Annotated in this window: 13 protein-coding genes and 1 tRNA gene; 1 reads left to right on the top strand and 13 read right to left on the bottom strand. The window is 60.2% G+C overall.

The genetic code is table 11. The annotated features are described in order from the left end of the window. The 4 genes from AACU78_RS11055 to AACU78_RS11040 form a co-directional block, all read right to left on the bottom strand. Positions 1-969: a FecCD family ABC transporter permease gene (locus AACU78_RS11055; RefSeq protein ID WP_106580544.1), complete on the bottom strand. Its 969-nt coding sequence runs from the start codon at positions 967-969 to the stop codon at positions 1-3. Further along, on the bottom strand, positions 966-1955 hold the full coding sequence (gene fecC / locus AACU78_RS11050; RefSeq protein ID WP_106580543.1) for an iron-dicitrate ABC transporter permease FecC: 990 nt from the start codon (positions 1953-1955) through the stop codon (positions 966-968). Before fecC ends, AACU78_RS11055 begins: the two co-directional genes overlap by 4 nt. A gap of 2 nt (positions 1956-1957) precedes the next feature. After that, a complete protein-coding gene (locus tag AACU78_RS11045; RefSeq protein ID WP_371924210.1) occupies positions 1958-2872 on the bottom strand; it encodes a Fe(3+) dicitrate ABC transporter substrate-binding protein FecB in 915 nt (304 codons plus the stop codon). A 322-nt stretch (positions 2873-3194) separates the two neighbouring features. Then, positions 3195-5600, bottom strand: coding sequence for a TonB-dependent receptor (locus tag AACU78_RS11040; RefSeq protein ID WP_106580541.1), 2406 nt, complete (start codon positions 5598-5600; stop codon positions 3195-3197). A gap of 418 nt (positions 5601-6018) precedes the next feature. On the opposite strand from AACU78_RS11040, the gene AACU78_RS11035 reads away from it, so the two are divergent. Next, positions 6019-6645: a CatB-related O-acetyltransferase gene (locus AACU78_RS11035; protein ID WP_106580540.1), complete on the top strand. Its 627-nt coding sequence runs from the start codon at positions 6019-6021 to the stop codon at positions 6643-6645. 79 nt (positions 6646-6724) lie between these two features. Here AACU78_RS11035 and AACU78_RS11030 read toward each other — a convergent pair. The 9 genes from AACU78_RS11030 to thrS all read right to left on the bottom strand — a co-directional run bounded on the left by AACU78_RS11030 (position 6725) and on the right by thrS (position 14181). After that, positions 6725-6801: transfer RNA gene (locus tag AACU78_RS11030), tRNA-Pro, on the bottom strand. A gap of 90 nt (positions 6802-6891) precedes the next feature. Further along, entirely contained in the window at positions 6892-7248 is a 357-nt protein-coding gene (locus AACU78_RS11025; RefSeq protein WP_003174972.1) for a MerR family transcriptional regulator, read from the bottom strand. Then, complete coding sequence (gene ihfA, locus AACU78_RS11020; protein WP_002553164.1) at positions 7229-7531, bottom strand: integration host factor subunit alpha; 303 nt, start codon at positions 7529-7531, stop codon at positions 7229-7231. The genes AACU78_RS11025 and ihfA overlap by 20 nt, the downstream gene beginning before the upstream one ends. Before the next feature lie 3 nt (positions 7532-7534). Next, positions 7535-9913 carry a phenylalanine--tRNA ligase subunit beta gene (gene pheT, locus AACU78_RS11015; protein ID WP_106580539.1) on the bottom strand — a complete coding sequence of 793 codons (2379 nt, stop codon included), beginning with the start codon at positions 9911-9913 and terminating at the stop codon, positions 7535-7537. A gap of 26 nt (positions 9914-9939) precedes the next feature. Then, complete coding sequence (gene pheS / locus AACU78_RS11010) at positions 9940-10956, bottom strand: phenylalanine--tRNA ligase subunit alpha (RefSeq protein WP_003192486.1); 1017 nt, start codon at positions 10954-10956, stop codon at positions 9940-9942. Between the two features lie 109 nt (positions 10957-11065). Continuing rightward, complete coding sequence (gene rplT, locus AACU78_RS11005) at positions 11066-11422, bottom strand: 50S ribosomal protein L20 (RefSeq protein ID WP_053257052.1); 357 nt, start codon at positions 11420-11422, stop codon at positions 11066-11068. Positions 11423-11452: 30 nt separating this feature from the next. Next, positions 11453-11647: a 50S ribosomal protein L35 gene (rpmI, locus tag AACU78_RS11000; RefSeq protein ID WP_002553160.1), complete on the bottom strand. Its 195-nt coding sequence runs from the start codon at positions 11645-11647 to the stop codon at positions 11453-11455. A gap of 60 nt (positions 11648-11707) precedes the next feature. After that, positions 11708-12259, bottom strand: a complete 552-nt coding sequence (gene infC / locus AACU78_RS10995; protein WP_015884933.1) for a translation initiation factor IF-3 — start codon at positions 12257-12259, stop codon at positions 11708-11710. Beyond that, the gene (gene thrS, locus AACU78_RS10990; RefSeq protein WP_106580538.1) at positions 12259-14181 is read right to left on the bottom strand and encodes a threonine--tRNA ligase; all 1923 of its coding nucleotides are present in this window, start codon (positions 14179-14181) and stop codon (positions 12259-12261) included. The genes infC and thrS overlap by 1 nt, the downstream gene beginning before the upstream one ends. Positions 14182-14214: the final 33 nt, after the last annotated feature.

The following is a 14214-nucleotide window of genomic DNA, read 5'->3' as shown; positions in this document are numbered from 1 at the left end:
TCAGCCCTTGAACCGTGCCAGCAACCAAAGAAAGTACGGCGCGCCGATCACCGCCGTCAGAACCCCTGCGGGGATTTCGCTGGGCGCGATCAGTGTGCGCCCGAGGGTGTCGGCCAGCACCAGCAACAGCGCGCCGATCAGCATCGCCGCCGGCAGCACATACAGGTGATGCCCGCCGACCAGCCGCCGCGCCATGTGCGGCGCGACCAGGCCGATAAACCCAATTGGCCCGATCACCCCCACGCCCAGGCTGGTCAGGACCACCGCGCACGCCATCGCCAACCAACGCGTGCGGGTCAGTGCGGTGCCCAGGCTGTGGGCGGCTTCGTCACCCAGGGCGATCAGGTTCAGCGGTTTGGCCAGGCACAGGCCCAACGGAATCAGCAGCAGAAACGGCAGCACCAGCGCCACGTGGTGCCAGTTGCGGCTCCACAAACTGCCGGTCAATGCGAGCAAGGCGGTGTTGATATCCAGCGGATGGGAGAGGATCAGAAACTCGGTCACGCTGGACAACGTGACCGCAATCGCCACGCCCGACAGCGCGAAACGCACCCCGGAAAAACTCACGCCGGTGTTGTACAGCGCGAGCAGCAAGGCGCCGCCGGCACCGCCGAGGCAGGCCACCAGAGGCAGCCAGGCAATCGGCATGTGCGGCCAGCCGATGATCGCCACCGTGAGTGCCAGCCCGGCGCCCTGAGTGACGCCGAGGATTTCCGGCGAGGCCAGCGGGTTGCGAATCACACCCTGGACGATCGCCCCGGCCAGGCCGAACGCGCAGCCGGCGAGGATGGCGATCAGGCTGCGTGGCAGGCGATGGTTCCACACTTCGAAGTCGAGGGCGTTGTGGGCCAACAGGCGGTCCAGCACCGTTTCCGGCGTGAGCCACACCGTGCCGGCACTGAGGCTGACACCGGTCGCCACCAGCAACATGCCGAGCAGCAGCCATAGGCGCAATCGGGGTTGGCTCATAGCGCGCGCCTGGCAAGAAAGAGGAAGAACGGCGCACCGATCAGCGCGGTCACCACACCCGCCGGGGTCTCCACCGGAAAGGCCACGGCGCGGCTGAGCAGGTCGGCGCCGAGTACGATCACCGCGCCCAGGGCCGCACTCAGCGGGATCAGCCAGCGGTAGTCATTGCCGAGAAATTGCCGAATGATATTCGGCGCGATCAGCCCGACAAAACCGATGGGGCCGACGGCGCAGACGCTGGCCCCCACCAGCAACAGGCTGGCGAAAAATACCTGCAGACGCAGGCTGGCGATGCCCACGCCCAGCGAGCGTGCAGCGTCTTCGCCCAGGTTGATCAGGTTCAGGCGCGGCGCGCACCACAGCGCCCACAGGCCGCCGATCAAAGTGCAAGGCCAGAGTAATTGCACCTGTGCCGCGCCGACGTTGGCCAGGGAACCGGCCAGCCAGTTCAGCACGCTCTGTGCCTGAGCCTCGACCAGAATCACCGTGAGCCGGGTCAATGCTGCGCACAGCGCCGCCACGGCCACGCCGGCCAATACCAGCCGACCTTGAGCAGTGGTTGGCGACCACGCACCGCCCAGACTGAATACGGTGACCCAGGCCAATGCGCCGCCCACGCAGGTCATCAACAATGCGCCGCCGGCAAAGGGTGGCGCGACCAAGCCGGTCGAGAACAATGCCAACCCGAGCGCCGCACCCGCCGTTACGCCAAACAGCGACGGCGATGCCAGACGGTTGCGGGTAATCCCCTGCATCAGCGCACCGGCCAGGCCCAGGCAGGCCCCGACCAATGCCGCGCATACCGCTCGCGGCACCCGCAACTGGGCGACGATATAGGCCATATTGCCGCCCACGCTGCCCTGATGAACCAAGCCATTCCAGGCATCCGCCGCCGTGATGGTGAACGGTGACCAGCTGTACAAAGAGAGCCAGAACACTAAAGCGCCCAGCAGCACGATACTCGCTGCCGCGAGACTTCGGCCCATGCTTATTGGCTCAGTACGGCTTTGCCGCCTTTGAGAATTGCCAGGGCGTCTTCGGCGATTTGCTCCGAGGCCAACACACCGCGATTGCGCGCCCAGCTGTCGCCGTCGACTTCGGCCACATGGTGGTTACGCACCGCACCGAGCACTTGCCACAGCGGCTGCTTGCTCCAGGTGTCGACGATGCTTGGGCGGCGGTAGTGGCCGACCAGCAACCAGCCCGGGTCCAGCGCGAGCAATTGCTCCAGGCTGACAAACTCGGTGGGGGCGGCTTCGGCGCGCACCGACGGGACTTTCAGGCCGATGGCCTGCAGTACGCTGCCGGCGTAGGAGTCCGGGCCGTGCACGGAAAAGCTGTCTTCCCGGGCGACGCCAAACAGCACGCTGGCACCGGCGGGTATCTGCTTGGCAATCGCTTGCAAATGCTCGCGGTTCTGCGCGATACGCGCCTCCATCTGCGGGCTTTTGCCCAGGGCCTTGCCGATCAGCTCGGCGGATTTGAGGCTGCCTTCGTAATCCTCACCGCGCGAAGGCAACAGCAAGGTTGGCGCGATGCTCGACAGGTCGCTGTACAGCGCCTGGTGACGATTGAGATCGGCGACGATCAGGTCCGGCTTGAGCCGGGCGATTTCCTCGATGCTCGGCTGCGAGCGCAGGCCCACGGATGTCCATTGGCCGATGGCCTGGCGCACGCGCGGCAACACTCGGTTGGCGTCGCCATCATCGGCAGCGCCTACGGGCGTAACGTCAACGGCGGCGAGGCTGTCGAGAAAGGAAAACTCCAGCACCACCACGCGCTTGGGCGCATCCGGCAAGTGCACTGCGTGCTGGCCATCATTGAGGTCGATGGGCGCGGCGCTTAACACACTGGATGAGAACGCCAGGAGGCAGGCGGCAAGGGTCGGGATGGAGCGCAACATTCGCATGACAGGGACCTCGGCGTTGGAACACCCCGGCTGGACAGGCTGGGGAAAACGGCGGGTACTATTCCATATCAGGGCGATGCAATCAAAAAACATTCTTATTAACGCTTTTTCATTTACAGGCGCTGTACACATCCTGTGGGCAGTTGGGCGGCTGTGGCGAGCGGGCTTGCCCCGCGTTGGGCTGCGCAGCAGCCCCTATACAGTCACCGCAGTTTTTTCAGTCAGAACGCATTGTCAGGTTTTGGGGCCGCTTCGCAGCCCAACGCGGGGCAAGCCCGCTCGCCACATCAAGCCCGTTCGCCCTCAAATTGCGCAGTTAGAAGTCGACGGTGGCCGAGAGCAAGTACGTGCGCGGCGTCGACAGGGTCAATCCCGGTTCGCTGTCATCCGAGGCCCCGGCCGAGCTCCAGTAGCGTTTATCGGCGACGTTCTCGATATTGGCGCGCAAAGTGATGTGTTTGTCATCCACCTTGAAGGCATAACGCGCACCGACGTCGATACGGTTCCAGGCGTCAATTTCTTTCACATTGGACTGATCCAGGTACTGCGAGCTGGAGTAAATGCCCCGGCTGGTCAGGGTCAAACCCTCGAGCGTCGGCACATCCCATTCCGCCCCCAGGTTCACGTTGTACTTGGGCGTGGCCGGTGCGCGGTTGCCGTCGTAAGTGCCATTGGTGGTATGGGTCAGCTCGCTGTCGATGTACATCACGCCACCGAGCAGGCGAAAGCCCTTGAGCGGCTCGCCAAACACACTCAGCTCCACCCCGTCGTTCTGGCGTTTGCCGTTGGGGCCGAACACCCGCGTGGTCGCGTTGGTTTCATAGGCTGGCTGTTTGATGCGGAACACGGCGGCGGTAACAGCAAAGGCGCCCGCGTCGTATTTGGCACCGACTTCGACCTGCCGGCTGATGAACGGCGGGAAGATTTCGTCTTCGTTGATCGAGGTAGAAGGTGCGATTTTGCCTTGGCTCAGGCCTTCCATGTAGTTGGCATACAGCGACAACGTGTCGGTGGCCTTGAAGAGGATGCCACCCGACGGCGAGATTTTTTCCTCGTCATAGGCGGTGTCACCTTTGACGTTGTCGGTCCAGTCATCCACCTTCACCCGCTGCCAGCGCGCGCCAAGGGTCAGCAGCAATCGGTCGTCGAAGAAACCCAGGGTGTCGGACAGCGCGACACCGCTGAACTTATTCTCTGTGTAGACCTTGGAATCAAAGCGCGTCGGCCGCGAGGGGGTCGGGGTTTGCACCGGATCATAGAGGTTACTTGGCGCCGCCGCGTAGCGCGCCCCGCCGTTTTCAAAGTCCATATAGAAGTAGCTGGCAGCCAGGTTGAGCTCATGGCTGACGGGGCCGGTGTGGAACCAGCCGCGCATGCCCGCCGTGGCGGTGCGCACGTTTTCGTCGCGGGTAAAATCACGCGGCTGCACGCTGAAATCCCCGGCATTGTTGGTGACGGACACGGCGTGGCGCAGGAAATCGTGATTACTTTTACGCGCGCCGACACCGCCGTAGAGCATCACGCTATCAGTGAGGTCGAACTCGCCGTTGACGGTACCGAACGTGTCATCGGTGCTGGCCTTGCTCCAGGGTTGCGCGTAGTTGCGGCGCACATCGCTGGCACTCGGCACGCGGGCATTGGGGCCGATCTGCACACGCTCCTGAGGGGCATCGGTGTCACGCTCGGTGTGACCGATGTCGGTAGAAAGGCGCAGGCGTTCGCCACGAAAATCCAGGCCCAGAACGGCCATCTCACGGTCGACGCTCTGGTGATCCCATTCGGTGTCGCCGGACTGCTTCACGCCGTTGAAACGGATGCCGAATTTGTTGTCCTCACCAAAGCGCCGGCCTATGTCCACCGCGCCGCCAGCCTGGCTGTCGGAGGCCCAGGTGCCGGTAAACGAATTGATGTCCTTGTCGGTGGCACGCTTGGGCACCACGTTGATTCCGCCGCCGACGCTGCCGCGCGGTGAGATGCCGTTGATCAACTGGCTCGGGCCCTTGAGGATATCGACGCGCTCGGCCATTTCCATGTCGATGGTGTACGTCGGCAACACGCCGTACAGGCCGTTGTAGGCCACATCACTGTTGAACAGACTGAATCCGCGAATGGTGAACTGCTCATAGCGTCCACCGGCCGGGTTGGTGGCGCGCACTGAAGGGTCGCTGGCGATCAGGTCGCCGAGGGTGCGGGCCTGCTGGTTCTTCACCGCTTCCTCGGTGTAGGTGGTCATGCTGAACGGCGTTTCCATGAAGTCCCGCGAACCGAGCAAGCCCTGCGAGCCACGACGCGCCACTTGGCCGCCGGCGTAGGTATCGCCGCCCTCCTGCCCGGTGCTGCCGATGATTGAAGTCGGCGCCAATTGCAGGCTGCTGCCGTCGGGCGCCGGCACCAGCCTGTATGCCTGCTCACCCATCGGTTGCAACTGCAGGCCGGAGCCTTGCAACAAGTAAGCAAAGCCCTCCTCCACGCCATATTCGCCGGCCAGGCCGCTGCTGCTGCGACCGCTGACCAACGCAGGATCTACCGACAGATTGACCCCCGACAGCCCGGCAAAACGGGTCAACGCCGCGCTCAGGCTGCCGGCCGGCACCTGGTAGCTGCGCCGAGCACTGCTGTCTTCGGCGTAGCTGATCGGGACGAATAATGGGCTGGCACTGAGGCTCAGCATCAAGCTCAAGTTCAATAACGGGCGCAGGCGCAAAGGTGGGACGGCGGGCATTGGCGGAAGCTCTCGATTTGATTCACTTGCCATGAGTGACAGGCGAGGTGAAAAAAAGGGACAGGCTTCGGCTATTTTTTCAGGCAATAAAGCGCTCAACTGACCGGAACTTCCGGCCCCAGCTTGACCCGGTCCAGCGTCATCAGAGCCTTGAACCACTTCAGGTTGGGGTGCGCGGCGAAGACCCGGCGGGCCAGCGCCTGTTATTTCTGCAGGCTGGCGACATTCAGTGTCAGCACGACATTCACGTCGCCGGTGGCGCAGTGATGGGACTGTCGCTGTTGGCGGTGCCTGGCGGTTAAACGCTTACGTGTCAGGGTTATCCCGGCAAATACCCTGGGTATTTTCGTCTTGCATAGAAGCCACCCATTGCTCAGGATGGCGGCCTGATTTCAACCTCTGCAAGAAGGCTCGACGCATGAAACTATTGCGTAAATGGCGCGAACACCAAGCGCGCAAGGCATTACGCGCGCTCTCCCCCCTGGAGCGTTCGACGCAAAAACTGCGCAACCGTTACCCCGACTACAGCTTTGGCATCGGCACCTACGGAGACCTGAAGGTTCACGACTGGCATGAAGGTACGACCTTGCGCGTAGGCGCTTACACGTCCATTGCCGGCAACGTCGAAGTGTATCTCGGCGGCCACCATCGCACTGATTGGCTCAGCTGCTATCCCTTCCCGGCCAAGGTTAAAAGCCTCGCGCACATCACTGATTTTGGTGGCAGCAAGGGTGACGTGATCATTGGCAATGATTGCTGGATCAGCTCGCACGCGAAGATTCTGTCCGGCGTCACCATCGGCAATGGCGCGGTCGTCGCGGCGGGCTCGATTGTGACCAAGGACGTTGCCCCTTACGCCATCGTGGGCGGCAACCCCGCCAAACATATCCGCTGGCGCTTCGATGAGCCCACCCGCCAGATCCTCGAACAGTCCGCCTGGTGGGAATGGCCGGAAACCGAGGTGCGCGCGATCGCTCATTTGCTCTGCAGCACGGATATCGACCCGTTTGTGGATTACCTCAAGCAGCGCGCCACCGGCGCCTGACGCATGCCGACAGGCAGCCATTCACAACTGGCGCGCATGAAAAAGCCCAACCTTTTCAGGTTGGGCTTGATCAAGAATATGGTCGGGACGGAGTGATTCGAACACTCGACCCCTAGCACCCCATGCTAGTGCGCTACCGGACTGCGCTACGCCCCGACTAGGCGTGTTACTGGGTTCGCTTCGCTACGAAGCGATCCGGAATATACCGCAAGCTTTTGAAATGTGGAAGTATTTTAAAAGCCGACGTTATTTCTTCAAAACCACCAGCACATCTTCGAGTTCGGAGATCATCTGGCGGATCAGTTGCTTGTATTGGGTGGTGTCGTCTTTGGCTTCATCACCGGACATGCGCTGGCGCGCGCCACTGATGGTGAACCCCTGGTCGTACAGCAACGCACGGATCTGTCGGATCATCAGCACATCCTGGCGCTGATAATACCGACGGTTCCCGGTGCGTTTGACGGGGTTGAGTTGAGGAAACTCCTGCTCCCAATAGCGCAGTACGTGCGGCTTGACCGCACAAAGCTCGCTGACTTCACCAATGGTGAAGTAGCGTTTGCCTGGGATGACGGGTAGTTCGTCGTTATGACTTGGTTCCAGCATAAGCCTCAACTCGGGCCTTCAACTTCTGCCCTGGACGAAAGGTGACCACACGGCGAGCCGTGATCGGGATTTCTTCTCCCGTTTTTGGATTGCGGCCAGGCCGCTGGCGTTTGTCCCGCAGGTCAAAATTGCCGAAACCGGACAATTTGACCTGTTCGTTGTCTTCCAGAGCGTGCCTGATTTCTTCAAAAAACAGCTCGACCAATTCCTTGGCTTCGCGTTTGTTCAGACCCAGCTCTTCGTACAGACGTTCCGCCATCTCAGCTTTCGTCAAAGCCCCCATACGTCACTTCCTTAACGTGGCGTTCAACCTTTGTTCGAGCGAGGTGAGGATATTTTGTGTCGTGGTATTCACCTCATCGTCATTAAGAGTGCGCGATGGATGCTGCCAGGTCAAGCCAACTGCAAGGCTTTTTCTATGCGGATCAATGCCTTTACCCTGATAGACGTCAAATAGCCTGAGGTCTGTCAGCCATTCCCCTGCATTTTCACGGATTACATCCAGAACGGCAGTGGCGGCGACTTCGCGATCGGCGATCAGGGCCAGGTCACGACGCACTTCAGGGAAGCGCGACAACTCGCTGAATTTAGGCATCTTGCCCGACGCGACTTCCGCCAAGACTAGCTCAAAAACGAACACCGGACGGTCCAGACCGAGGGTTTTCGACAACTCCGGGTGGATGGCGCCTACGTAGCCCACCAGGCGCCCTTCGCGTTCGATACGCGCAGTCTGGCCCGGATGCAACGCTGGGTGGCTGCCCGGCACGAACGTGAAATCGTCGAGCGCGCCAGCAAAGCCCAATACCGCTTCCACGTCAGCCTTGACGTCGAAGAAGTCCACGGCGTCGCGGCCTTGGGCCCAGCCCTCAGGCAGGCGGCTGCCGCACACCACGCCAGCCAGCATCGGTTCTTGTTTCAGGCCGTCGAGTTGGCCGACAAAACGCAGGCCGCTTTCGAACATGCGCACGCGGTCTTGCTGACGGTTCAGGTTGTGGGACAGTGCCTTTACCAAGCCCGGCCACAACGACGAACGCATGGCCGCCATGTCGTTCGAGATCGGGTTGGCCAACAGCAGTGGCTCGACGCCAGGGTTGAACAACTCGAACTGTTTAGGGTCGATGAAGCTGTAGGTCACCGCTTCCTGGTAGCCACGGGCGACCAGCAGGCGACGCAACTCCGGCAAGTGCGCACGGGCCTCAGCTTTAGGCTGCGGCGCCAGGCGTGCTTGCGGGTAGCGAACCGGCAGGCGGTTGTAGCCATACAGCCGGGCCAGTTCTTCGATCAGGTCAACTTCCAGGCTGATATCGAAGCGATGGCTTGGCACTTCAACGTGCCACTGCCCTTCCCCGCCCGCGGTAATGCTCAGGCCGAGAGCCGACAGCAGCTGCTCGATTTGAGCCGGCTCAATCACCAGGCCGAGCATTTGCTCGACGCTCTTGGCGCGCAGGGTGATCGGAGCAACGGACGGCAGGTGCTGCTCACTCACGGTTTCGGTGATCGGGCCAGCTTCGCCGCCGGTGATTTCCAGCAGCAGGCCAGTGGCGCGCTCCATGGCTTCACGGGCCAGCTTCCAGTCCACGCCACGCTCGTAGCGATGCGAGGCATCGGTGTGCAGGCCGTAGGAACGGGCCTTGCCGGCGATGGCGATCTGATCAAAGAACGCGCTTTCGAGGAAAATATCGCGAGTGGTCGCGGACACACCGCTGTGCTCGCCACCCATCACGCCGGCAATCGCCAGGGCCCGGGAATGGTCGGCGATGACCAGGGTATCAGCGCGCAGGCTGACTTCCTGGCCGTCGAGCAAGACGAGCTTCTCGCCTTCTTCGGCCATGCGTACGCGGATGCCGCCATTGATTTCGGCGAGATCGAACGCGTGCAGCGGTTGGCCCAGCTCCAACATCACGTAGTTGGTGATGTCGACGGCAGCGTCAATGCTGCGTACGTCGGCGCGGCGCAAGCGCTCAACCATCCACAGCGGGGTTGGCTTGGACAGGTCGACGTTGCGGATCACACGGCCGAGGTAGCGTGGGCAAGCGTTTGGCGCCAGCACTTCGATCGGGCGTACTTCCTCGTGCACGGCAGCTACTGCGGCAACCACAGGACGGGTTACCGGTGCGTTGTACAACGCACCTACTTCGCGGGCCAGGCCAGCGAGGGACAGGCAATCGCCGCGGTTCGGGGTCAGGTCGACCTCAATGCTGGCGTCTTCGAGCTCCAGGTAGACACGAATGTCCTGGCCTACTGGCGCGTCGGCCGGCAGTTCCATCAGGCCGTCGTTGCCCTCGCCCACTTGCAGTTCAGCCTGGGAGCAGAGCATGCCGTTGGATTCAACGCCACGCAGCTTGGCTTTCTTGATCTTGAAGTCGCCGGGCAGTTCGGCGCCGATCATGGCAAACGGAATCTTCAGGCCCAGGCGCACGTTTGGCGCTCCGCATACGACCTGGAAGGTTTCGGTGCCATTGCTGACCTGACACACGCGCAATTTGTCGGCATCCGGGTGCTGCTCGGTGCTCAGCACCTCGCCTACGACCACGCCACTGAAAACACCGGCGGCCGGCGTTACGCTGTCGACCTCAAGGCCGGCCATCGACAGACGAGCAACCAGCTCGTCGCGATCTACCTGCGGGCTTACCCAGCCACGCAGCCATTGTTCACTGAATTTCATCCTGCTCTCCTAAAGATTCGTTACGACTAGCGAAATTGCGCGAGGAACCGCAAGTCGTTGTCGAAGAACAGACGCAAGTCGTTCACGCCGTAACGCAGCATGGCCAGACGCTCAACGCCCATGCCGAAGGCAAAGCCCGAGAACTCTTCCGGGTCGATCCCGGACATGCGCAGCACGTTAGGGTGAACCATGCCGCAGCCCATCACTTCCAGCCAGCCGGTCTGCTTGCAGACGCGGCAGCCTTTGCCGCTGCACATCACGCATTCCATATCGACTTCAGCGGACGGCTCGGTGAACGGGAAGAACGAAGGACGGAAACGCACCGCCAGCTCTTTCTCGAAGAACACCCGCAGGAATTCTTCGATGGTGCCTTTGAGGTCGGCAAAATTGATGTCGCGATCAACCAGCAGGCCTTCGACCTGGTGGAACATCGGCGAGTGGGTGATATCCGAGTCGCTACGGTACACACGGCCTGGGCAGACGATGCGGATCGGCGGCTTGTTCGCTTCCATGGTGCGGACCTGGACCGGCGAGGTATGGGTGCGCAACAGCATGTTTGCGTTGAAATAGAAGGTGTCGTGCATCGACCGGGCCGGGTGATGGCCTGGGATGTTGAGCGCCTCGAAGTTGTGATAGTCGTCTTCGACCTCAGGGCCTTCGGCAATGCCGTAGCCGATGTGGGTAAAGAACTGCTCGATACGTTCCAGAGTTCGGGTGATCGGGTGCAGACCGCCCGAGGCCTGACCACGGCCAGGCAGGGTCACGTCAATGGACTCGGCGGCGAGTTTGGCCGCAAGGTCGGCCTCCTCGAGCGACGCCTTGCGCGCATTGAGAACCTCTGTGACACGCTCCTTGGCAACGTTGATCAGCGCACCGACTTGCGGACGCTCTTCAGCCGGCAAATTCCCCAGGGTCTTCATCACCTGAGTCAATTCACCTTTCTTGCCAAGGTAGTGAACCCGGATTTGCTCCAGGGCATTTACATCTTCAGCGCTTTGCACAGCCTCAAGGGCTTGAGCGACGAGCGCGTCCAGGTTTTCCATGTACAGACTCCAGATACAAAATAGGGGAAGAGCTTGAAGGCTCTTCCCCTATTTATGACGTTTACCACCGTGGGCTACAGGAGTAGCCCACGGTGACTGTCGGGGGTACTTAAGCCAAGGTGGCTTTAGCTTTCTCGACAATCGCAGCAAACACCGCTTTATCGTTCACGGCCAGTTCAGCCAGAACCTTACGGTCGATTTCGATGGACGCTTTTTTCAGGCCAGCGATGAAACGGCTGTAGGACAGACCGTTAACACGAGCACCAGCATTGATACGAGCGATCCACAGAGCGCGGAACTGACGTTTTTTCTGACGACGGTCACGGTAGGCGTATTGGCCTGCCTTGATTACCGCTTGCTTGGCAACACGGAATACGCGCGAGCGTGCGCCGTAGTAGCCTTTAGCGAGTTTCAGAATTTTTTTGTGACGTTTACGGGCAATGACGCCACGCTTTACACGAGCCATGAGTTACTTCCTCTAGTCTTGATCCAAAAATTAACGAAGGCGCAGCATGCGCTCGACTTTTGCCACGTCAGACGGATGCAGCAAGCTGCTACCGCGCAGTTGACGCTTACGCTTGGTCGACATTTTGGTCAGGATGTGGCTCTTGAAAGCGTGCTTGTGCTTGATACCGTTAGCAGTTTTCAGAAACCGCTTAGCAGCACCACTTTTAGTCTTCATCTTTGGCATGTTCGGATACTCCGCATTCAGTTGATAAACATAATCAGAAGGCCTGCCGTGCCCTGTTGATTACTTCTTCTTTTTCGGGGCGATGACCATAATCAGCTGGCGTCCTTCCATCTTAGGATGCTGCTCGACGGAACCGTACTCCAGCAGGTCAGCTTCAACCCGCTTGAGGAGTTCCATCCCCAGCTCCTGGTGGGCCATCTCACGGCCGCGGAATCGCAAGGATACCTTGGCCCTGTCCCCATCACTCAGGAAACGTACCAGGTTGCGCAGTTTTACCTGGTAATCCCCTTCCTCCGTCCCTGGACGAAACTTGATTTCTTTTACTTGAATCTGCTTCTGGTTCTTCTTCGCTGCGGCAACCTGCTTCTTCTTCTCGAAGATCGACTTGCCGTAGTCCATCACCCGGCAAACGGGTGGGATTGCATCGGCGGAGATTTCCACCAGGTCCAATTTGGACTCTTCAGCAATACGAAGCGCTTCATCAATCGAGACGATGCCAATCTGCTCGCCGTCAGCGCCAATTAACCGAACCTCGCGTGCCGAGATATTCTCGTTGATCGGGGCTTTCGGTGCAGCTCGTTTATCTTGTCTCATTTCACGCTTAATAATAATTACTCCGAATCTGGGCGACCACGCCGGGAAACCGCTTGCGCGAGGAACTCAGCGAACTGGGCGACGGGCATCGAGCCCAGGTCAGCACCTTCACGAGTACGCACAGCGACAGTCTGCATCTCGACTTCCCGATCTCCGATAACCAAAAGATAGGGAACCTTGAGCAAAGTATGCTCGCGGATTTTAAAGCCGATCTTTTCATTTCTCAAGTCGGACTTGGCACGAAATCCGCTTTCGTTGAGAGTTTTTTCAACTTCAGCTGCAAAATCTGCCTGTTTATCAGTGATATTCATGATCACTGCCTGAGTCGGAGCCAGCCACGCAGGGAACGCACCCTCGTAGTGCTCGATCAGGATTCCGACAAACCGTTCGAACGAGCCAAGGATCGCTCGGTGCAACATAACCGGGTGTTTGCGGCTGTTGTCTTCGGAGACGTATTCGGCTCCCAAACGGATCGGCAGGTTAAAATCGAGCTGCAAAGTACCACATTGCCAGACACGACCAAGACAATCTTTCAGCGAGAACTCGATTTTCGGACCGTAGAAGGCGCCCTCACCCGGCTGCAGATCGTACGCAAGGCCCGCGCTGTCTAGGGCGGCGGCCAGTGCAGCTTCGGCGCGATCCCACAGCTCGTCGGAGCCGACGCGTTTTTCCGGACGAGTGGACAACTTCATTTCGACTTCGGTGAAGCCGAAATCGCGATAAACGTCCATGGTCAGCTTGATGAACGCGGCGGATTCAGCCTGCATCTGCTCTTCGGTGCAGAAGATGTGGGCGTCGTCCTGAGTGAAACCGCGCACGCGCATAATGCCGTGCAACGCACCCGACGGCTCGTTACGGTGGCAGGCACCAAACTCGGCCAGACGCATCGGCAACTCGCGGTAGCTCTTCAAGCCCTGGTTGAACACCTGCACGTGGCATGGGCAGTTCATCGGCTTGATGGCGTAGTCGCGGTTTTCCGACTGAGTGGTGAACATGTTGTCGGCGTAGTTGGCCCAGTGCCCGGACTTTTCCCACAGGCTGCGGTCAACGACCTGCGGAGTCTTGATCTCCAGGTAGCCGTTTTCGCGCTGAACCTTGCGCATGTACTGCTCAAGCACCTGGTACAGGGTCCAGCCGTTCGGGTGCCAGAACACCATCCCTGGCGCTTCTTCCTGGAGGTGGAACAGGTTCAAGCGCTTGCCGATCTTGCGATGGTCACGTTTTTCGGCTTCTTCAATGCGCTGGATGTAGGCCGCCAGCTGCTTTTTGTCAGCCCAGGCAGTGCCGTAGATGCGCTGCAGTTGCTCGTTCTTCGCGTCGCCGCGCCAGTAGGCGCCGGACAGCTTGGTCAGCTTGAACGACTTGAGGAAGCGCGTATTCGGCACGTGCGGGCCACGGCACATGTCGACGTATTCTTCGTGGTAGTACAGGCCCATCGCCTGCTCGTCCGGCATGTCTTCCACCAGACGCAGCTTGTAGTCTTCACCACGCGCGGCGAACACGTCGATCACTTCGGCGCGCGGCGTGACCTTCTTGATTACGTCGTAATCTTTTTCGATCAGCGCATGCATGCGCGCCTCGATAGCGGCCAGGTCGTCCGGAGTAAAGGGACGCTCGTAGGCGATATCGTAATAGAAGCCTTCATCGATGACCGGACCGATCACCATTTTTGCGGTGGGGTACAGCTGTTTGACCGCATGGCCAATCAGGTGCGCGCAAGAGTGGCGAATGATCTCCAGCCCCTCTTGATCCTTGGGCGTGATGATTTGCAGGCTGGCGTCGCTGGTGATCAGGTCGCTGGCGTCAACCAGTTTGCCGTCGACTTTGCCGGCAACGGTGGCCTTGGCAAGGCCTGCACCGATGGAAGCGGCGACTTCGGCTACAGATACCGAATGATCGAATGAACGTTGACTGCCGTCGGGAAGAGTAATAGTTGGCATGGCGCCTCCTCTCCTAGTGGTGACCCCTACCAA

The organism is Pseudomonas sp. R9.37 (assembly GCF_963878885.1).
Lineage (GTDB): Bacteria > Pseudomonadota > Gammaproteobacteria > Pseudomonadales > Pseudomonadaceae > Aquipseudomonas.
The sequence above is the reverse complement of the archived record's forward strand: the minus strand, read 5'-3'. Positions and strand labels throughout refer to the sequence as shown.

Bases quoted from the DNA above. Each gene is read 5' to 3' on its own strand.
- pheT (WP_106580539.1), bottom strand. From the start codon at position 9,913: ATGAAATTCAGTGAACAATGGCTGCGTGGCTGGGTAAGCCCGCAGGTA.
- fecC (WP_106580543.1), bottom strand. From the start codon at position 1,955: ATGGGCCGAAGTCTCGCGGCAGCGAGTATCGTGCTGCTGGGCGCTTTA.
- rpmI (WP_002553160.1), bottom strand. From the start codon at position 11,647: ATGCCAAAGATGAAGACTAAAAGTGGTGCTGCTAAGCGGTTTCTGAAA.
- AACU78_RS11035 (WP_106580540.1), top strand. From the start codon at position 6,019: ATGAAACTATTGCGTAAATGGCGCGAACACCAAGCGCGCAAGGCATTA.
- ihfA (WP_002553164.1), bottom strand. From the start codon at position 7,531: ATGGGGGCTTTGACGAAAGCTGAGATGGCGGAACGTCTGTACGAAGAG.
- pheS (WP_003192486.1), bottom strand. From the start codon at position 10,956: ATGGAAAACCTGGACGCGCTCGTCGCTCAAGCCCTTGAGGCTGTGCAA.
- AACU78_RS11055 (WP_106580544.1), bottom strand. From the start codon at position 969: ATGAGCCAACCCCGATTGCGCCTATGGCTGCTGCTCGGCATGTTGCTG.
- AACU78_RS11040 (WP_106580541.1), bottom strand. From the start codon at position 5,600: ATGCCCGCCGTCCCACCTTTGCGCCTGCGCCCGTTATTGAACTTGAGC.
- AACU78_RS11025 (WP_003174972.1), bottom strand. From the start codon at position 7,248: ATGCTGGAACCAAGTCATAACGACGAACTACCCGTCATCCCAGGCAAA.
- rplT (WP_053257052.1), bottom strand. From the start codon at position 11,422: ATGGCTCGTGTAAAGCGTGGCGTCATTGCCCGTAAACGTCACAAAAAA.
- thrS (WP_106580538.1), bottom strand. From the start codon at position 14,181: ATGCCAACTATTACTCTTCCCGACGGCAGTCAACGTTCATTCGATCAT.
- AACU78_RS11045 (WP_371924210.1), bottom strand. From the start codon at position 2,872: ATGTTGCGCTCCATCCCGACCCTTGCCGCCTGCCTCCTGGCGTTCTCA.